The following is an 18,988-nucleotide window of genomic DNA, read 5'->3' as shown; positions in this document are numbered from 1 at the left end:
TACAGACCTTACACAACCTTTACCTGGCGGCTGTGCTGTTTTTCAGAAATACGTTGTCTTAAAAGTATCCCCGCGACATTACTTGAGTCTATTGATTGCAGACCACAAGCGCAGGGGCTAACCGAGGAATGACCATGATGCGTAAACTCCCCAGGATCGCCTTGCTTATTGGCGCACTTGCAATGGCCGGCCAAGCCTCCGCCCACGGTGGTGGATGGGGTGGCCCCGCCGTCTTGGGTGCGCTGGTCGGCGCCGCTGTAGTGGGCTCCGTGGTGGCTAATCAGCCACGTGAGGTCTATGTGCAGCAGCAGCCGGTGTATGTGCAACCGCAGCCGGTCTATGCTGCGCCACCGCCGGTCTACTACGCGCCGCCACCACCGGTGTATGTGCAGCGCGAGGTCTACTACCGCCCGGCGCCGGTCTATTACGGCCCACCGCGCGGCTATTACGGGCCGGCTCACTACTACGGCCCGCCCCATGGCTATTACGGCCGCGGCTGGTAAGCGCAATCAGCGTGCATGGACAGGCCCCGCCCACAGGCGGGGCTTTTTTTGCGCGCAATTCTTGGGGGCAACGTCCGATTTGGTCGCACACGGGGTCGCTCTGAGGACAATGGCGAAGGCGTAATCCCACATCATTGAGGTCAAAAGTCTACTTGCTTGACTAGGACCTGCGCTGGCATGTTGGAGCCCACTCGAACGCTCATCACTGCGCTTGTCCACCCAATAACAACAAAGGACGACTGACCATGCCCACGCAAAACCCACACCGCACCGCAGGCCTGTGCACCTCCAGCAAGGTCTACAACGCATTGACCGAACTCAAGCACCTGGAAGGCCACCGCAACGCGAAGTTCCTGGCGTTGCTGGCGGAGAACCTGGTGCGCAAGGGCGTGCTCAGTGAAGCGGAGGTGGTGCACATGCTGGATCAGGTGGTGGACTAACGCCTGGCGTTGATGACGACTATCGAGACAGATGATTTTTCCCGTTCCTTCATGCCGCTTAAGGTAGCCCCATCACCACGTTTGGAGGTCTGTATGCCCACCGTTCACATCATGTCCGTCGTCGGCACCGCCGTTCCCGCCCCCCTGCGCAACAGGGGTCTGCTGGCCTGCTGGTACCTGGTAAGCAATGGCGAGCCCATCAGCGGCCCGCTCCTGTCACTGTCTGACGCAAAACAGCAGCTGCAACAAACGTCGCTTCGCGCTTAAGGCAACGGCAACTTGACCCGCGGCTTGGTCTCCACAAACAGCGCCCAGCTGGACATGAAGAGTGCCGCCACCAGTGGTCCGATCACGAAACCGTTGAGGCCAAACACCGACAGACCGCCCAGGGTCGAGATCAGGATCAGGTAGTCCGGCATCTTGGTGTCCTTGCCCACCAGAATCGGGCGCAGCACGTTGTCGACCAGGCCGATCACGAACACGCCGAACAGCCCCAGCACCACACCCTGCCAAATTGCCCCGCTGAGCAGGAAGTAAACCGCCACTGGCGCCCAGACAATCCCCGCGCCGACCGCCGGCAACAACGATAGAAACGCCATCAGCACGGCCCAGAGCAACGCGCTGGGAATGTCGAGGAACCAGAAAATCAAGCCGCCCAGCGCGCCCTGAGTCACCGCCACCAGCACGTTGCCCTTGACCGTCGCCCGCACCACCCGGTTGAACTTCAATTGCAGTCGACGCTTCTGCGGCTCGGCCAACGGCACCGCGGTGCGTACCTTGCGCACCAGCTCCGGGCCATCGCGCAGCAGGAAAAACAGCAGATACAGCATGATGAAAAAGCTCACCAGGAAATCAAACGTGCCCTGACCAAAGCTGAACGCCTGGGACGCAAAGAACTGACTGCCCTGCATCGCGCCCTTGACGATCTTTTCGCGCAGGCCTTCCAGATTGCCCATGCCAAAACGGTCCAGCAGGTGCTGGAAGTAAGGCGGCAGGAAGTTCTTGAACTGCTCGATATAACCGGCCACATCCAGCTTGCCGCTTTCGATGTTCTTGTACAGCGTGGCACCCTCCTGCACGAGCAACGCGCTGGTGATGATCACCGGCAGAATCGCGATCACCAGGCATGCCGTCAACGTGGTCAGGGATGTGAGGTTGCGGTTCCAGCCGAATTTCGTCTGCACGCGGCGCTGCATGGGCGCAAAGATGATGCCGAGGATCACTGCCCAGAATACGGCGCCGTAGAACGGCAGCAATATCCAGATAAACGCCACGGTCACCAGGACCAGCATCAGCAGCAGGGTTTTGAATTGAAGGTTGGTCGCGTTCATGTCCGGTCCGTGTGAAAAAAGCGGGATGCATCCTGCTGCTTAGTCCGCAGCGAATCCGGCGAGTGCCATCTTTGTTGCGTTGAGCGTAGCCGCCGTACAACGGTCGATGGCGGCGTTCGCCTCAAAGGGTCATGGCGGCGATCCAGCCGAAGGCCAGCAACGGGATGTTGTAGTGCAGAAAGGTCGGCACCACGGTGTCCCAGATATGGTGATGCTGGCCGTCGATGTTCAGGCCGGAGGTCGGGCCGAGGGTGGAGTCGGAGGCAGGCGAACCGGCGTCGCCCAGCGCGCCGGCCGTGCCGACGATACACACGATGGCCAGCGGGCTGAAGCCCAATTGCACACACAGCGGCACGAAGATCGCCGCGAGAATCGGCACCGTGGAAAACGACGAGCCGATGCCCATGGTCACCAGCAGGCCCACCAGCAGCATCAACAACGCTCCCACCCCACGGCTGTGGCCGATGAACGCCGCCGAGGTTTCCACCAGCGAGCGCACATCGCCGGTGGCCTTGAGCACTTCGGCAAAGCCGGACGAGGCGATCATGATGAAGCCGATCATCGCCATCATTTTCATGCCTTCGGTGAACAGATCATCGGTTTCGCGCCAGCGCACGATGCCCGATACCGAGAAAATCAGGAACCCGGTCAACGCGCCGATGATCATCGAGTCCAGCCACAACTGAATGATGAACGCCGAGGCAATCGCCAGCCCGGCCACCAGCAGGGTGAGCGGGTTGTATTGCACGGCCACCTGCTCGACGCGCTCGATTTTCTCGAGGTCGTACACACGCTTTTTGCGGTAGCTGACAAACACCGCCACCAGCAGGCCGACCACCATGCCCAGCGCCGGCAGGCCCATGGCGTGGGTGACGTTGACCTGGCTTACGTCCACGCCGCTCCTGGCCACGTTGGCCAGCAGGATCTGGTTGAGAAAGATATTGCCAAAGCCCACCGGCAGGAACATGTACGGCGTGATCAGGCCGAAGGTCATCACACAGGCGATCAGGCGGCGGTCCAGTTGCAGCTTGGTCAGCACGTACAGCAGCGGCGGCACCAGCAACGGGATGAACGCGATATGGATCGGCAGGATGTTCTGCGAGGCAATCGCCACCACCCACAGCAGGCCGATCAACAGCCACTTGACGTGATTGCCACCGGTGGTTTCCTGGCGATCGACCAGCATCAGCGCTTTGTCCGCCAACGCATGGGCCAGGCCGGACTTGGCAATCGCCACCGCGAAAGCGCCGAGCAAGGCGTAGGACAAGGCCACGGTCGCACCGCCCCCCAAGCCGCCGTTGAACGCCTGGAGCGTGGCCTCGATGCCCAGGCCACCGGTCAAGCCCCCCACGAGGGCGCCAATAATGATGGCGATGACCACATGCACGCGGGACAGGCTGAGCACCAGCATGGTACCGACCGCGGCGATGACTGCGTTAATCATGGTTACCTCAAGCAGATACATAAAAAGACGGGCATGCCCGCGCGCAGCCAATGAACAGGGCGGCCGGCGAACAGCGTCAAGGAGGTCTTGTTAGAGGGCGCGCACTTTGCAGCAGGCGGGGCGACATGTCAAAAAACGGCGCCGCTTTCAGGTTTTAATTGATCAGTTGAATAAAGAACCTTCAGCCGCAGCCGACACAGTAGTTCTCTGTGCCTTCAGGTTAAGGATGCGTTTTGATGTCCCTTCCACAGCTGTCCATTCAATGGAAAATCACCCTGCTCGCCGGTTTGTGCCTGCTGGGCATCGTCACCCTGCTCGTCGGCCTGTCGCTGTATCGCATGGAACACAGTTCGGCACAGGTCAAGGCGGCCAGCATGCAAATGCTCGATGAGGCGGCCCAGGCTCGCATCGAAGCTCAGGGTGAAGGGCAGGCATTGAGCATTCGCCGCCAGTTCATGGACGCCTACCAGTACGGCCACGGTTTTTCCCGTCAGGTATTGTTCCTGCGTGAACAGGCCGAAAAACGTTTTCTCGACGCCTTCGACACCCGCGAAGACCTGACCCGCCAGGTCAAGGCCGCATTGCAGGCCAACCCCGACCTGCTCGGCCTGTCCCTCGTGTTCGAAAGCAATGCACTGGACGGCAAGGATGAGCTGTTCGCCAACCAGACCGAGCTGGGCAGCAATGAAAAGGGACGTTTCGCGCTGTACTGGTCGCAACCGACACCTGGCAAGATCACCTCGATGGCGCTGCCTGAAAGCGACATGGCCGACGTGTCCGTCGGCCCCAGTGGCGAGAAAGCCAACGCCTGGTTCACGTGCCCACGCGCCACCCTCAAACCCTGTGTGATCGAACCGTATTTTTATGTGATCGACGGGCAGAACGTGTTGATGACCAGCATCGTGTTTCCACTGATAGTCGATGGCAAGGTTGTCGCTTCACTGTCGGTGGACATCAACCTCAACAACCTGCAAGCGGTGAGCCAGCAGGCCAGCCAGAAATTGTATGACGGCCAGACCCAGGTCAGCATTCTCAGCCCTACCGGTTTGCTCGCCGGCTACAGCGCGGATGCGAGCAAGCTCAGCCAACGCCTGGACCAGGTCGACCGCACCAGCGGCGCGCAGTTGATCAGCGCACTCGCCGGTAGCAGCCGGGTGCAGAGCCTGCGCGCCGACCATCAATTGAAAGTGCTCGCGCCGTTTACCCCCATTCCAGACGGCAAACCCTGGGGCGTGTTGCTGGATGTGCCGGAAAAAGTCCTGATGGGGCCGGCCGAAGCGCTGAAAGCACAACTGGATGCCGACAACACCCGCGGCACCTGGCTGGAGTTGAGCCTGGGCCTGCTGGCCGCCGTACTCGGCCTGACCCTGGTGTGGCTGATGGCTCGCAGCGTGACGCGACCGATCCTCGGCGTGGCACACATGCTGGAAGACATCGCCAGCGGCGAAGGCGACCTGACCCGCCGCCTGGCCTACGCCAAACAGGATGAGCTGGGGCAACTGGCCGGCTGGTTCAACCGTTTCCTCGACAAGCTGCAACCGATTATTGCCGAGGTCAAACGCTCGGTGCAGGACGCTCGCGGCACCGCCGACCAGTCCGCCGCGATTGCCACCCAGACCAGCGCCGGCATGGAACAGCAGTATCGCCAGGTCGACCAAGTGGCCACCGCCTCCCATGAAATGAGCGCCACCGCGCAGGACGTGGCCCGCAGTGCCGCCCAGGCCGCCCAGGCCGCACGCAATGCCGACCAGGCGACCCGCGAAGGCCTGACGGTGATTGACCGCACCACGCGCAATATCGGCGAACTTGCCGCTGATATGAGCACCGCCATGGCTCAGGTCGAAGGCCTGGCCGTCAACAGCGAAAAAATCGGCTCGGTGCTGGAAGTGATTCGCGCCATTGCCGAGCAGACCAACCTGCTGGCGCTGAACGCCGCCATCGAGGCCGCCCGCGCCGGTGAGGCCGGTCGCGGCTTTGCGGTGGTGGCCGACGAAGTGCGCAACCTGGCGCGGCGAACTCAGGAGTCGGTGGAAGAAACCCGGCGGGTGATCGAACAGTTGCAAGACGGGACTGAAACCGTGGTGGGCGCCATGGGCAACAGCTATCGCCAGGCCCAGGGCAGCGTCGAACAGGTCGGCCAGGCGGTGACCGCGTTGCGTCAGATTGGCGAGGCGGTCACGGTGATCAGCGACATGAACCTGCAGATCGCCAGCGCGGCGGAAGAACAAAGCGCGGTGGCCGAGGAGATCAACAGTAACGTGGCGACGATCCGGGATCGTGACCGAATCCCTGTCGGAGCAGGCCAATGAGTCGGCCCGGGTGAGCCAGGCATTGAACAGCCTGGCCAATCAGCAGCAGGGGTTGATGGATCAGTTCAGGGTGTAAGCCTCAGGAAGATCCATTGTGGCGGCTGCACCAGCAGCCTCCGTGGCGAGCGGCTTGTTGTGGCGAGCGGGCTTGCCCCGCGTTGGGGTGCGAAGCGCCCCCAATCAAGAAAACGCGGTATACCTGACACTGCGCAGAGCATGGTTTTGGGGCTGCTGCGCAGCCCAACGCGGGGCAAGCCCGCTCGCCACAACAAGCCTGCTCGCCTCAGGGATGGGATTGCCTGATAGCGCGTACGCAGTCATTACTTCAGCTTGAGCGCTTCCCCCGCACCTTGGTTTTTTGCAACTCAGGAATGGCGCTTGGGCAGCTCGATCAATACCTTCAGGCCACCCAATTCGGATTCCTGCAACTGCAACACCCCGCCCCACACCTCGGCGATATCGCGCACGATGCCCAATCCCAGGCCGTGGCCGTCAATCTGCTCGTCCAGACGCGTACCACGGCTCAGCACTTGCTGGCGTTGGTCTTCGGGAATGCCCGGACCGTCATCTTCCACGGCCAGCAGGTAACTCTTTTCGGTCTCGCTGATCGTCAGCCGCACGTCGGCATCCGCCCACTTGCAGGCGTTGTCCAACAGGTTGCCGAGCAGCTCCAGCAGGTCTTCGCGGTCCCATGGCAGCTGCAGGCCAGGAACGACGTGGTAGCTCAGGTCCAGGTGTTCGCCGTGGATCATGCTCAAGGTGGCGAGCAAGCCCGGCAGCTCCTGCTCACAGTCAAACAACGCCCCCGGCAGGGTCTCGCCGGCCAGCCGAGCGCGGTTGAGTTCACGATTAAGGCGCTGTTGCACCTGCTCCAGCTGATCACGCAGCAGTTTGCTTAACTGCGGGTGCCCCTTGAGCGCCTCGCTGGACGCCGCACTCAGCATCACGGCCAACGGCGTCTTCAGCGCGTGGCCAAGGTTGCCCAACGCATTGCGTGAACGCTTGAGGCTGTCTTCGGTGTGGGCCAGCAGGTGGTTGATCTGCGCCACCAGCGGCTCCAGCTCCAGCGGCACCTGGGTGTCCAGTTGCGAACGCTGGCCCTGTTGCAACTGGGCGATCTGGTTGCGCGCGGTTTCCAGCGGCCGCAAGGCGCGACGCACCGTGACCCGCTGCAGCACCAGCACCAGCAACAAGGCCGCCAGCCCCATCACCAGACCAATCTGACGCATCAGGCGAAAGCTTTCGCGCACCGGCGTGTAGTCCTGGGCCACGCTGATGGAAATCGACTGGCCAAAGCGTTTGTAATCCGAACGCAACACCAGCAGTTGCTGGCCTTCCGGCCCCAGCTGCAGATTGCCCTTGAGACCGGTCTCGGGCAGCCTGGGCAGCTCCTGATCCCACAGTGAACGGGAGCGCCAGTGGGTGTCGGCAAAATCGATACGGAAATAATGCCCCGAAAAGGGCCGCTGATAGGCCGGCGACAAGCGTTGTTCATCGAGTTGCACGCCGCCCGGCCCGCGCACCAGCGCCACCAGCAGGTTCTCGCTGTCGTTGCGCAGGCCGGCTTCCAGATAGCGCTGCAATCCAGCTTCGAACAACCACAGGCTGGTTTGCGCCAGCACCACGCCGACGATCACCATCACGCTGATCAACCCCAGGCTCAGGCGCCGCTGGATCGACCTCATGCAGGGCTGGCGCCAAACCGGTAACCCTGGCCGCGCCGGGTTTCGATCACGCTGCGTCCCAGTTTGCGTCGCAGGTGGTTGACGTGCACTTCCAGCACGTTGGAGTCGCGCTCGGTTTCGCCGTCGTACAGATGCTCGGCCAGGTGGCTTTTCGACAGGATCTGTTCGGGGTGCAGCATGAAGTAGCGCAGCAGACGGAATTCCGCGGCAGTCAGCTGGATTTCCTCACCGTCGCGCAGTACGCACTGGCGGCCTTCGTCCAGATGAAGACCGGCTGCCTGCAGGGTCGGCTGGTTCGCGTGCCCATGGGAGCGACGCAACAGCGCCTGGATGCGCAGGTGCAATTCTTCAGGGTGAAAGGGCTTGCTCAGGTAATCGTCGGCGCCGGCCTTGAGCCCTTCGATGCGTTCGGCCCAGGAGTCACGGGCAGTGAGAATCAGCACCGGGGTGGCCAGCGCCGCCGCGCGCCATTGCGCCAAGACGTCGAGTCCGGGCAGGCCCGGCAGGCCAAGGTCGAGGATGATCAGGTCGTAAGGTTCGCTGCGGCCCTGATACACGGCGTCGCGCCCATCGGCCAGCCAATCGACCGCGTAACCCTGACGCTGCAGGCCGGCCAGCAGTTCGTCGGCCAGCGGTACGTTGTCTTCCACCAGTAGCAGGCGCATCAGTCTTCCTTATCTTTGATCAGCACGCCGGTGGTGGCGTCGAGTTTGATCTCGCGCACCACGCCTTCTGTCGTCACCAGTTCGACCTCATAAGCGTACTCGCCGTGCTTTTTCTCAAGCTCCGCTTCCAGCAGCCTGGCCCCGGGATGCCGCGCCATGGCCTGCTGCAGCAGTTGCTCCAGCGGCAGGATCACTCCCTGCTGGCGCAGTGCCAGGGCTTCGTCCTGGTTGAGGTCGCGCGCGGCCAGGCTTGAGCAAAAGGCCAGGAGCACCAGCACAGCCAGACTCGCGGCGCGTCGATATAGCGTCATTACGTATCCTGATGATTCTTGAGAACGTGCCCGGAAAGCGCGTCCAGTTCAACGTCCCATTCGACGCCATGAACATCCTCGAGCTCGACCTCATAGATGTAGCGGCCATAGTGCTCGTCCAGGTCGGTGTCCAGCAGCGTCGACCCCGGGTGCAAAGCCAGCGCCGTGGCCTCTAGCTGATCGAAGGCGACAATGGTAACAGCGCCGGGCACACTCAGTGGTTTGTCGGGGTTCACTGCCCACGCCTGCACCGCAAACGCAGCGATGATACCGGCAGCGACCAGCGCTGTGAGGCGCTTCATGATGAGTCTCCGTTTCAGGATGTTTTTCCTACATCTGCGACGGTACGCGCTGCAACTTAACTCAAACTGAATTGCCACCATGGCAATTTTCCATCAGAAAATTCTTCTTGGCACTCTGTTTATTCCGGATACACGCGTTATGGTTGACGTTTTCTTGAGCGAACTCGCTCCTTCAGTTTGAGACGTGTATGGCCGCTATTCATGTCAAGTTTCCCGCCCTGACCCTCAAGGCCGGCAAACGCGCGTTCACCCGTATTCGTGAGCAAGGCCTCGATCCTGCCGAGGTCGGTATCCTGCCGGGCGCGGCCGGCGGTCCCAAAGCATTGGGCATTCAGGGCCTGGACTTGGCGCTGTTCGGCGACTGGCTGCGCCGTGCCCCCCGGGAGCGCGCATTGATCGGCGCATCCATCGGTTCCTGGCGGTTTGCCAGTGCATGCCTGCCCGACCCCGTGCAAGGCCTGCTCGACCTCGGCCGCCTGTATAACGAACAACGCTTTGCCAAAGGCGTGACCATGGCCGAGGTCACCCGCAGTTGCCAGCGCATGCTCGACGACCTGCTGGCCGGCCGCGATGCACAGGTGCTGGACAACCCCGACTATCGGCTGAACATCATGGTGGTCAAGAGTCACGGCCTGCTCGCCGATGACCACCGCGGACGGCTGGGCCTGGGCCTGTCGTCGGTGATTGCCGACAACCTGCGCGCCCGCGCACGGCTGTCGCGGCATTTCGAGCGGCTGATCATCCATGACCCGCGCCAGGCGCCGCCAGTGCATCCGTTGCAGGACTTCCCGTCGCGCTTCATTGAGCTGGACGTGGGCAACCTGCGCCAGGCCCTGCTCGCCTCTGGCTCAATCCCCATGGTGATGCAAGGCGTGCGCGACCTGCCCGGCGCCGGTGCGGGCACCTACCGTGACGGCGGCCTGCTGGATTACCACCTGGACCTGCCCTACCACGGCGATGACATCGTGCTGTACCCGCACTTCACCGACCGGGTCATTCCCGGCTGGTTCGACAAGGGCCTGCCATGGCGCCGCAGCAGTCAACAAGGTTTGCAGGATGTGTTACTGCTGGCCCCCTCGAAGGACTACCTCGCTCGCCTGCCCCACGGCAAACTGCCGGACCGCAGCGATTTCAAGCGCTTCATGGGAGATGACGCCAGCCGCCACAAATACTGGCAAACCGCGATGAGCGAGAGCCAGCGGCTGGGGGATGAGTTTCTGGAATTGGCGGACAACGGCGGGTTGGGCGAGCGGCTGTCGGCGCTCTAATACGCGCCTGCACGAGGGACGGTGTGCGCAGTGCGGGATCAAGCTGTTAAACTCGCCGCCTGCCAGATACCTGACCGAGCCGAAAATACCGTGGAAATCTTCAAAGATTCCACGGTAGCTTCCCGCCTGAAACCACCCCTTCCCAATTTCCTCCGTACAACCCAACAAACAAAAGCATTTGAGTATCACCGCGTACCACACGATACCTTCCCAGTGGCAATTAGTTAGTACATCATCCAGTACATTGGAAATAGTTTTGAGAGGATGTACTAGTGGCACTCACGGACACGGCGGCCAGACAGGCCAAGCCAAAGGAAAAGGCATACACCCTCCCCGACTCCCTGGGTCTTTCGCTTTACGTGGCGAACAGTGGAATCAAAAGCTGGCACTTTCGGTTCACATGGCTTGGAAAACAGGCAAGGATTTCTTTTGGAACATACCCGGAAACGGGCCTGAAGGAAGCGCGCTCTCGCAGAGATGAGGCGCGGGAAGACATCGCGCGCGGCGTAGACCCGCGCGAATCGAGGAAGGAGAAGAAGGCAGGACTGATTGAGGCTGGCGGCCGGACATTCCGCCGCGTGTACGATGAGTGGCTGGCATTCAGGAGGGCCAGCGTATCGCCTGGAACGTACCGGATCATCAGCAATTTGATGGAACTGGATGTGCTTCCAACATTTGGCGGGCGGCAGATCGACGCCATCAAGCGAGCCGACGTGATCGGCCTGATACGGCGCATCGAAAAGCGCGGCTCTATAGTCACGGCGGTGAAGGTTAGGCAGAGGATGGGCCAGGTGTTCAGCTATGCGATCGCCACCGGACTGATTGAATCGAACCCTACAGCTGAGATGCACGCCGTCACCGAGAAAGGCGCGCAGAACCGGCCGCATCCATTCTTGCCGTTCAGCGAACTACCCAAGACCATCGCCACCATTCAACAGTGTGTGTCAGGCCATCAGTTGCGGTCGGCAATCATGCTGATGATTTACACCGCATCACGCCCGGGCGAGGTCAGGCACGCAGAATGGTCGGAAATCGATCTGGACGCAGCCACCTGGACAACGCCGGCGCAAAAGATGAAGGCGCGACGTGAGCATGCCGTGCCGCTGCCGGACCAGGCCGTTGAGCTGCTGAAAAGCATGCTACCCATCACTGGCGGCCTTCGCTATGTGTTCACGAACCGCAGTGATCCGACAATGCCTATCGGCACGAACTACGCGAACAACGTCATGGATATCTGCGGGCTCACCGGCAAGCAGTCGCCCCACGGCTTCAGGCATCTATTCTCCACTGAGATGAACGGGCGCGGTTACAACCGTGACTGGATCGAGCGGCAACTCGCCCACGCTGACAGCAGTTTTATCCGAGACGTCTACAACCATGCCGCGTACCTTGAGCAGCGTCGAGAAATGATGCAGGAGTGGGCAGACCTCGTATCTGCTGAACCATCTGGCTAATAGATACAGCTCGTCGCCTAAAATCGCGCCACGATCAAACCTCGATTACTGTACGCACATACAGTATTTGAGATTCCACTATGACCGTTGACGCAGATACCGATGATTGGCTCGGATGCCCCACGCCACTGGAAATGTACCAGCACCAGTGCGCGCTGCTCGAGGATGAGCTGACCAGCGCCTATCAGCTGCTGACCAGGGCCAGGGCAAACATCGCCGGTCTTGTCCAGATGAATGACCTGCTGCTGGCCGGCAAGAACAAGGCCGAGGCATCGCTAAAGCAGGCTCAGGCTCGCCTGTTAGAAATTGGCGACGACCCATCTGGCAATCACAGCTTTCGCCCCATCGATTTGATAACGGAGCAGCGAGACCACCTGTTCAGGGAGAATCAGCGGCTTCTGCTGGAACTGAAAGTGTACCGGGGGCCACCGTCCTGACGTATGCCTGGCATGCACGCAGCGCGATCAATCCTTGGTCCCCGTCACCGGTGATGGCGATAATTCGTTGAGCATGCGCTGGGTCAAGTTGGGCTCTACGGGCTGCATGAACCACGCCGACGGCGCCGGGGGAGGTAGGCACGTTGCAGTCACTGGCTGGATCCTCGGCAAGGAGGACTGACAGCCGCAGATCAGAAGTGGCAAGGCGATCGCGGATAACAGCCTGCTTGCGTTTCTCATCGGATAATTCCTTGGTGTGTTGTTGGTCCTGGGTCGCGAGCTGTTGCTCGATGGCAAGACGCTTTCTCTGCTCTGCGCTGACCTGGGCGGCGGCGGCATTGCTGATAGCGGCCAAGTCGTCCTTATGCAGGCCGGCCTGCTCGGCGAGCTTCTTGCCCATCCGCCAGTCCTGCATCTGCCAGGCAACGCCGGCGGCGGCGGCCATCAGCAACAGGATCAGCACCGCCAGGCCGGCCAGCTTCTGCACCGGCGTCATGCCAGCACCTTCAGCGCCTTTTCGTACAGCGCCTGGCGGTCGGCCAACCCGCTCACTCCCCCGTTGATGCGCCGAGTGATCTTCACAAGCTCACCCTGATCCGCCAGCGTATTCAGCCCGCGCGTCGACCAGAACCAGGCAGCCGACATGGCCGCGTGCTGCGGCAGCTCCAACAGTTCTGGCTTGCTGATCAGGTCCAGGCCCAGGGCCTCGCCGCAAGCTCTGTAGTTCGCCCGGCCGGTAACCTGGATCAGGCCCCGCCCACGGTACTTGGAACCGTCACCCTTCTCGGTGTTGCCCAGATCGGCACGACCTTCGTATTTGAGCTGCTGCGCGGTGGGGCCCCATATCTCGCGCACCCAGCGCAACTGCCCTGACTCATGGCCGATCTGCGCAATGAACGCCGAGACCCGCGCGGTACCCACAATGCCGTAGTGGTTCATGGCCGTATTCAGGGCGGGAACAAAAACGCCGGCATTGCGGCCGGCGTTCGGGAGGATCTGCAGCAGTTGCTGCTCAGTGATGGGCATGGCTTTCTCCAGGCGTAAAAAAGCCCGCTCGGTGGCGGGCATCTGTATTCGGCGGGCTATCAGGCGTCAGTGACCGCTTCCGGCTCGGCTACAGGTGCAGGTGCAGGTGCAGGTGCAGGTGCAGGTATAGAAACCACCGGCGAATCCGGCACCAGGATGTGCAGAGTGATCATGTGCTTGAGGTCGTACGGCTTACCGTCCTTGGTCACCGTAACGGTCAGAACGCCGTCGGCAAAATCCACATCCACGTCGGCGCGACTGTCCACCCGGTTAACGGTGTAGCCCCAGCCATCATCCAACGGCGGAAAAGGAACCATGCCCAGGGATCCGGCGATCAAATAAACGCCAGTAGACTTGCGCGAAGAGGTGACAGTACCTGCACCATTCGTTACAAAGTCGTAGGTGTCGCCAGTCGCGCCCAATACGTTAATTGCTGCTCTTGCCATGTTTAGATCGCCTTGAGGGTGCCGTCAGAAGCACGGGTGGTATTGCCTGTGTGGTAAAGCTCAATTTCAGGGGTTACAGCTCCGTTGTAGACGGATCGCATCTTGATGGTCCCCGTGTTACCAGTCAGGCCGTAAGGCCATGCAATCATGAGCCTGTTGCCAGTGGTGCCGAATTGAATGGTCTGCCGGTAATAAAGACCAGTGCCGCCTTGTGGATTCAGGCCAGACGCAGCCGATGAGAAAACCTTGTTATCAATTCCCGCGTAGTTTTCCGCTGTCCACGGAACCGTCGACTCGGAACTGGCGATGCCTATCATCTCCATAGTCGGCACGTTTCCGGGTGAGCGTCCCGTATTCAGCGTGGCGACGGTGCCCAAGCCGAGAGCCACCTGGGCCGCAGCTTGCGTCGAACCTCCGGTGCCACCTTTATTCACCGGCAGCGCGGCAGGAATTGCCCCGCCTGAATTCGCACCCAAAGCGGCATAGAGTTCCGCAGTCATGGCATTAATTTTTACACCGGTACTTCTCGTGGTGTCGCCGCCAGCTCCTGTTGGAGCTGTGCCAAGGTTGATATCTTGCCTTGCCATAAATTGAACCTCTTAAGTCGTTTATATTTTAACTACGCTACAGGCTTAGCAAAAACAACCGGCATATAAAAAGAACTTGGAAGATCGGCGCCTACAGCCTGCATTACAACTCTGTCGTTTTGGTATTCCCAAACGGCGTACATGTTCCCCTGCCTTGAAACGACGCCAGCCATATCCATGGCTACATTATTCAGCATCATGTAATCGCCACTAGATAAACTTGACGGTGCGGTCCAACTGTATCTATATACCCCTTGACTGGTTTGTGCTGCGCCAAGATAGGTCCACGAAGTAATGGATCTTGTAAATTGTGCGCAGGGCGTACCGTTATCGAATAGAAGCTTTGTAGAGCCATCCCACAATCGCATTCCATATGTCGCGGTAGGGAAAGACATGAATGCAGCGGAAAACCATGTTCCGGAAGTTGCAGTGCCTAAAATTCCTCGAAAGGAAAACCCGGTCCATCCACCTGGAGCGCCCTGTATTACACAGAAACACAAGGTGTTCGACTGAGCAGGCCTTACAAATACCAGGGGAGGCTCACTAGTTGTTACCGTTTTTGCAAACGCTACAGAAACTCCTGAGCCGGTTCCGTTCCAGCTTCCTTTCTCGAGAACAACTAGTCTTGAGAACTCCGTATCAATGGTCACGATATCGCTGTTATTTTTAAACGACGCTCCATAAGCCATTATCTGAACCTCATTACTAAAAGCCTCTGATTGCTAGTTCCTAATGGCCCTGTATTTGCTGCGGGGCTGCCAAAATAAATGGTCACGCCTCCAGAGTTAACTATTGCAGTGTATTGAATAGAGGCGTAGTTCTGCCCGCCCGTGTCATATGCGGCGATTGGGACACATACTGCTGAGTGCGTTGCAGGATCTACCCCCGGTATTGATATAAACTGAGTCCTGCCAGCCGAGCCTGACCTTGAGACTATTGCCGAATAGGTAACGCCAACAGTGAAAGACGTTTCATCAAGTTCAAGCAGGCCGGTAGGTCCCCATATTCGGATACCCTCTGTCATTCAGTGAGATCTCCGATTTGAACTCGCTTGACCCCGTTCACGTCCCAGAAGCGCAATGATCGGTTTGTCATGACAGAGCGCCCCTGCCCTGGCACCACACCGTTCATCTCGAAGGTCCCGTCAAAGAACAACTTCCACCCCGTCTGGCCTGCGACATAATTGTTCGACTGGATGTAGTTGCCGATCTTGGCGTTTGTGATCGAGGCGTCCTGAATGAAGGCAGCCTTGATGAATGTTTGCCCGCCGGTGACAGCGAACGGCACGGTGCCGGCCTGCCCGATGGCGAACCTGTCGGCATCAATGATGAACTGCGATTGCAGGCCGCCCGGTCCATTCTCCAATCCAAGACCGATCCCAGCGTACTTGTAGAGGCCGGTGGCGGATTCGTACTGCATCCGCACCGACCAGTTCGCCGTGATCTTGCCATTCACCGTCTGGATCGCAGTGCTGTTGGTCTGGATGGCCAGCGAGTTTCCGCCTACCGCGGTCTTGACCGTTTCAATGCTGGCTGACAGCGCGCCTTCGGCATTGATGCGTGCCGTTTGCTCAGCGACAACAGCGGCGGCTGTGGTCGCAACTTTCGCGTCCACCACGTCGGTGCGCTGCCCCTGCACCAGGTCGCCCTCGATCAGGGCGGACTGGGTCGACCAAACACCGACGTAGCTCGCCTCCGATCCCATCAAAGCACTGTCGTCACCCTGAAGCGGCGGATTGACCTGCAGGTATATGCCGTCGACCCGCTGAGCTGTGGTGGTGACCTTGCCGTCGAGCGTGGTCACCGAGGCATTGAGCGTGCTGAGCCCGTTGGCCGTAGCCGTAACGCCGGTGACAGGATCGTTCACCGTTGCCTTCACCGCGTTCAGCTGCTGGGCCTGGGCGCTTATGTCCTGGCCTTGCTGGTTGATCGTGGCCGAGTTCTGCTGAACCTGCGTTACCAAGGCATTGACCGTCTGCACCACTGTGCCGATGTCGGTCCAGTAGGTCGCGTTCGGCGGCGGGTTGTTCGCCGGTACCTGGCCGTTGGCCTGGTACAGGTGCTGCCCTACCCGAACTATCTCTCCCTGGGCATAGGCCTTGGCCGGCACATACTCCAGCGCATCGACAACCTCGCCGATCAGTTGCTCCAGCTCTTGCTTGGCTGCGTCGATACGTCCGTTTACCGAGCCAGGCCCATTTCCGTCGATGAGGTCAATGCGATCCTTCAACAGTTGGCCCAGCGCCGTCTCATCGATTTGCCCCTTGATCTGCTCGAGGATCGGGCCCGCGTTGGAGCTGGACTGCCCCAGCACCCCATTAACCACTGGATAGAACGGGCCAACGTTGCCGGTGCGATCCACCAGGCGCGCCCAGAAAAACAGAGTTGTGCCCGCCAGCAGCGACTGCATCCGGTAGTCGGCCTGCGGATAGGCCAGATCGGCCAGCTTCGTCGCTGCGCCCAGGTCGTTGGCCGGGGCATACCACACCTCGGTGCGCTGCGTGTCTTCGGCACCTGGCGGAAAGGACCACTTGATGCTGATCCCAAAAAGCTCGCCTGTGGTGGTCAGCGACGACACCGCCGGTGGCAAACCTGTTTTACCTTCCAATTTGGTCAGGTTTGAGCTTTTCCAGATAGACGAGATCTCGAAGGCGCTCACCGAACGCACACGGGCCAGGTAGGCGCCCGAGTAGATGCCGGTGACGTCGACGCTGGTCGAGCCAGTGCGCTGCACCTTGATCCAGTTGCCGCTGTCCTTGCGCCACTCAACGTCATAGGCTACTGCACCAGCAACAGCTGGCCACGAGATGTTCATGGTGCTGATGGCCAGGCCCTGGTCGATGGAAACGTTCGATGTGATCGTGACGCTCGCCGGCGCCGGAACCACGGTGATCGGGATAACGCTGATCGACCGCTCTTCCAGGCGCGCGCCGGTGTCGATGTGCGCGAATTTGCTCGGGTCGTATTGGACGGCCGAAATTTCAAAAACGCCAGGCTCCGGCCGCGCCACGCTGACCACACGATAAAGCGGGATAGCCAAATCATCGGCATCCAGCGCCCACACCAGTTCAGGTTCTGGCACCACGGAGTAAGCCACTGTCAACGTGATCTGGCGGCCGCTGACCAACTGCACGGTGCGCCCTTCACACTTGCCGTCTGGCAGGTTAAGGATCAGCCGGTCGCCGGGCTTGGCCTGGGTGTCTCGGTCCAGGGTGATGACTTTTCCGTTCACCGCCGAGATGCGCCCGCCCACTGGCCGCCCGGCAAGAAGCTCGTCGGCGATCGGGATCACGTACCCGGGCAGCGGGATACGCCCATCGAGGCCGACCTTGAAGGTGACGGCCCGGTCTTTCGAGTTGGTGAGCAGCGCCCACTTACCACGGCGCTGGGCCTCAGACTCGCGGGTGCAGCCGATTGCGCTGATCTCCAGCGGGTTGTCACCGTAGCGGCGCTGCAGCTTCTGGTCGGTCACCGCAGTGACATCAGTGTCGTAGTTGTTCAGCGGGTTGTCGTAGCTGATCAGAGCCCGGGTGTACCGGGTGCGCTCCGACGCGCTGGAGTAGGTGAACTTGCCGTCGATGACGTTCGCCCGGGTGTAGGCAAAGTCAAAGTCGGCCGCGCGCGGCATATCCGCCAGCGTGAATACCTGGCCCTGAGCCCAGTAGGTCATGCCACGGTAGATGGTCGAGATATCCTGAAGCAGCGACCAGGCGTCAGCTTTGCTCTGCAGGTTCAGGTTGCAGATGAAGCGCGGCTCCTGGCCCCCCTTCCCGTCCGGCACCAACTGGTCGCAATACTGCGAGATGCGGTAGAGCTCCCACTTGTCCACCATCCACGGCTTGATGCGACGGCCGAGCCCGAAGCGGTCGGCCGTGGTGATGTCGTAGGTCATCCAGACCGCATTATCCGTCCAGGCCTGCTTAAATGTGCCGTCCCAAATGCCCGAGTAGGTGCGAGACGCAGGGTCATAATTGCTCGGCACCTGCATCTTCTTCAGCTTGGTCTCGACGGTCACCGCTGGAATGCTGCGGAACTGCTCAGCAGAGAACTCGATGTAAAGTAGCGCGGTGTTCGGATAACGAATCTTGGCGTCAATCACCTCGGTGAAGCCGGCGATCTGCATGGTGTCGGAGATTTTGTTGTTGTTCTGGTTGACGGTCAGCCGCGTGATTTTCATCAGCCAGCCAGTGGTCGCCTTTGGCAGATCGATACGGCGCGTGCGCTCGTACAGGCTGGTGGTCTTGCCGTCTACAGCCTCGCTCAACACCTGCTGATAGGCGCCGCCATCGGTTGCCAGCTCGACTTTGTACTCAATCCGGTAGCCGTTGACGTTGCCGCCAGAGTCCACGGACTGAAGCGCAGGCCACGCAAAACGGATGCGCACGGCGGAAAGCTGGGTATTGCTGATGGCCCGCACCCATGGCGTCCCGCTGCGCAGCTCGGTGCTGATGGTGGTTTCGTTCTCGACTGAAGGGATGCCCTGGATATAGCTCTGGTCAACTGCACCGGTGCGCCACTCCCACTTCACGTTCGGGAAATTCATATTGCCCTGAGGATCTTGCAGCGGGGTGTTGTCGAGATAGATGTCCTTGGCGGTTGGCGTTCCTTCGAATTCACCCTCACCTACAGCGATCAGCATCTTGGCGATGGCGACAGAGCGCAGGCTGTCGGGCGCCTCGGTTGGTGTTTTTGGCTTATCGGAACCGCCCTTGGCGCCGTAGATGTCGAGCTTCTGTGCTGCGCCCATACTTTTCTCCAGGCAATAAAAAACCGGCTCATGG

General features: G+C 60.3%; 19 protein-coding genes and 1 pseudogene. 8 read left to right on the top strand and 12 right to left on the bottom strand.

Annotated elements, in window-relative coordinates:
- Positions 1 to 128 precede the first annotated feature (128 nt).
- The 3 genes from TU79_RS16870 to TU79_RS26330 all read left to right on the top strand — a co-directional run bounded on the left by TU79_RS16870 (position 129) and on the right by TU79_RS26330 (position 1,210).
- A complete protein-coding gene (locus tag TU79_RS16870) occupies positions 129 to 503 on the top strand; it encodes a hypothetical protein (protein ID WP_169896687.1) in 375 nt (124 codons plus the stop codon).
- Between the two features lie 245 nt (positions 504 to 748).
- Positions 749 to 943: a hypothetical protein gene (locus tag TU79_RS16865; RefSeq protein ID WP_003237965.1), complete on the top strand. Its 195-nt coding sequence runs from the start codon at positions 749 to 751 to the stop codon at positions 941 to 943.
- Between the two features lie 93 nt (positions 944 to 1,036).
- Positions 1,037 to 1,210, top strand: a complete 174-nt coding sequence (locus TU79_RS26330) for a hypothetical protein (protein ID WP_057009038.1) — start codon at positions 1,037 to 1,039, stop codon at positions 1,208 to 1,210.
- Here TU79_RS26330 and TU79_RS16855 read toward each other — a convergent pair.
- Together TU79_RS16855 and TU79_RS16850 are read right to left on the bottom strand one after the other, a co-directional pair.
- Positions 1,207 to 2,274 carry an AI-2E family transporter gene (locus TU79_RS16855; protein WP_057009037.1) on the bottom strand — a complete coding sequence of 356 codons (1,068 nt, stop codon included), beginning with the start codon at positions 2,272 to 2,274 and terminating at the stop codon, positions 1,207 to 1,209. The two genes, TU79_RS26330 and TU79_RS16855, sit on opposite strands and share 4 nt — an antisense overlap.
- Positions 2,275 to 2,395: 121 nt before the next feature.
- On the bottom strand, positions 2,396 to 3,715 hold the full coding sequence (locus tag TU79_RS16850; RefSeq protein ID WP_162276093.1) for a Na+/H+ antiporter family protein: 1,320 nt from the start codon (positions 3,713 to 3,715) through the stop codon (positions 2,396 to 2,398).
- 239 nt (positions 3,716 to 3,954) lie between these two features.
- Between TU79_RS16850 and TU79_RS26990 the strand changes: the two are divergent.
- Positions 3,955 to 5,196, top strand: a pseudogene (locus TU79_RS26990) (cache domain-containing protein); the annotation flags it as partial.
- 150 nt (positions 5,197 to 5,346) lie between these two features.
- Entirely contained in the window at positions 5,347 to 6,027 is a 681-nt protein-coding gene (locus TU79_RS26985; protein ID WP_414896191.1) for a methyl-accepting chemotaxis protein, read from the top strand.
- Positions 6,028 to 6,392: 365 nt separating this feature from the next.
- On the opposite strand, the gene TU79_RS16840 is transcribed toward TU79_RS26985, so the two are convergent.
- From TU79_RS16840 to TU79_RS16825, 4 genes are read right to left on the bottom strand one after another with little or no spacing between them, the layout of a single operon-like run.
- On the bottom strand, positions 6,393 to 7,712 hold the full coding sequence (locus tag TU79_RS16840; protein WP_057009035.1) for a sensor histidine kinase: 1,320 nt from the start codon (positions 7,710 to 7,712) through the stop codon (positions 6,393 to 6,395).
- Positions 7,709 to 8,377: a response regulator transcription factor gene (locus TU79_RS16835; RefSeq protein WP_057009034.1), complete on the bottom strand. Its 669-nt coding sequence runs from the start codon at positions 8,375 to 8,377 to the stop codon at positions 7,709 to 7,711. The genes TU79_RS16840 and TU79_RS16835 overlap by 4 nt, the downstream gene beginning before the upstream one ends.
- Positions 8,377 to 8,688: a PepSY domain-containing protein gene (locus tag TU79_RS16830; protein WP_057009033.1), complete on the bottom strand. Its 312-nt coding sequence runs from the start codon at positions 8,686 to 8,688 to the stop codon at positions 8,377 to 8,379. The genes TU79_RS16835 and TU79_RS16830 overlap by 1 nt, the downstream gene beginning before the upstream one ends.
- On the bottom strand, positions 8,688 to 8,990 hold the full coding sequence (locus tag TU79_RS16825; RefSeq protein WP_057009113.1) for a PepSY domain-containing protein: 303 nt from the start codon (positions 8,988 to 8,990) through the stop codon (positions 8,688 to 8,690). The genes TU79_RS16830 and TU79_RS16825 overlap by 1 nt, the downstream gene beginning before the upstream one ends.
- Positions 8,991 to 9,178: 188 nt before the next feature.
- Here TU79_RS16825 and TU79_RS16820 point away from each other — a divergent pair, with 188 nt between their 5' ends.
- The 3 genes from TU79_RS16820 (at position 9,179) to TU79_RS25430 (ending at position 12,149) form a co-directional block, all read left to right on the top strand.
- Positions 9,179 to 10,258 carry a patatin-like phospholipase domain-containing protein gene (locus tag TU79_RS16820; RefSeq protein WP_057009032.1) on the top strand — a complete coding sequence of 360 codons (1,080 nt, stop codon included), beginning with the start codon at positions 9,179 to 9,181 and terminating at the stop codon, positions 10,256 to 10,258.
- Positions 10,259 to 10,530: 272 nt separating this feature from the next.
- On the top strand, positions 10,531 to 11,712 hold the full coding sequence (locus tag TU79_RS16815; RefSeq protein WP_057009031.1) for a tyrosine-type recombinase/integrase: 1,182 nt from the start codon (positions 10,531 to 10,533) through the stop codon (positions 11,710 to 11,712).
- 80 nt (positions 11,713 to 11,792) lie between these two features.
- On the top strand, positions 11,793 to 12,149 hold the full coding sequence (locus tag TU79_RS25430) for a hypothetical protein (protein ID WP_082638555.1): 357 nt from the start codon (positions 11,793 to 11,795) through the stop codon (positions 12,147 to 12,149).
- Here TU79_RS25430 and TU79_RS16810 read toward each other — a convergent pair.
- The 6 genes from TU79_RS16810 to TU79_RS16790 form a co-directional block, all read right to left on the bottom strand.
- Positions 12,091 to 12,645 (bottom strand): lysis system i-spanin subunit Rz, encoded by a 555-nt coding sequence (locus TU79_RS16810; RefSeq protein ID WP_057009030.1) that lies wholly within the window; start codon positions 12,643 to 12,645, stop codon positions 12,091 to 12,093. The genes TU79_RS25430 and TU79_RS16810 overlap by 59 nt on opposite strands.
- Positions 12,642 to 13,175: a glycoside hydrolase family 19 protein gene (locus tag TU79_RS16805; RefSeq protein WP_057009029.1), complete on the bottom strand. Its 534-nt coding sequence runs from the start codon at positions 13,173 to 13,175 to the stop codon at positions 12,642 to 12,644. Before TU79_RS16805 ends, TU79_RS16810 begins: the two co-directional genes overlap by 4 nt.
- Before the next feature lie 59 nt (positions 13,176 to 13,234).
- Positions 13,235 to 13,492: a frataxin family protein gene (locus tag TU79_RS16800; RefSeq protein WP_139136785.1), complete on the bottom strand. Its 258-nt coding sequence runs from the start codon at positions 13,490 to 13,492 to the stop codon at positions 13,235 to 13,237.
- A gap of 131 nt (positions 13,493 to 13,623) precedes the next feature.
- Entirely contained in the window at positions 13,624 to 14,208 is a 585-nt protein-coding gene (locus tag TU79_RS16795; protein ID WP_057009027.1) for a hypothetical protein, read from the bottom strand.
- 32 nt (positions 14,209 to 14,240) lie between these two features.
- A complete protein-coding gene (locus tag TU79_RS25425; protein WP_082638554.1) occupies positions 14,241 to 14,897 on the bottom strand; it encodes a hypothetical protein in 657 nt (218 codons plus the stop codon).
- 331 nt (positions 14,898 to 15,228) lie between these two features.
- Positions 15,229 to 18,954: a TipJ family phage tail tip protein gene (locus TU79_RS16790; RefSeq protein ID WP_057009026.1), complete on the bottom strand. Its 3,726-nt coding sequence runs from the start codon at positions 18,952 to 18,954 to the stop codon at positions 15,229 to 15,231.
- Positions 18,955 to 18,988: the final 34 nt, after the last annotated feature.

This window comes from Pseudomonas trivialis (genome assembly GCF_001439805.1).
GTDB classification, from domain to species: domain Bacteria; phylum Pseudomonadota; class Gammaproteobacteria; order Pseudomonadales; family Pseudomonadaceae; genus Aquipseudomonas; species Aquipseudomonas trivialis.
This window is presented reverse-complemented; position numbering and strand designations above follow the sequence as displayed.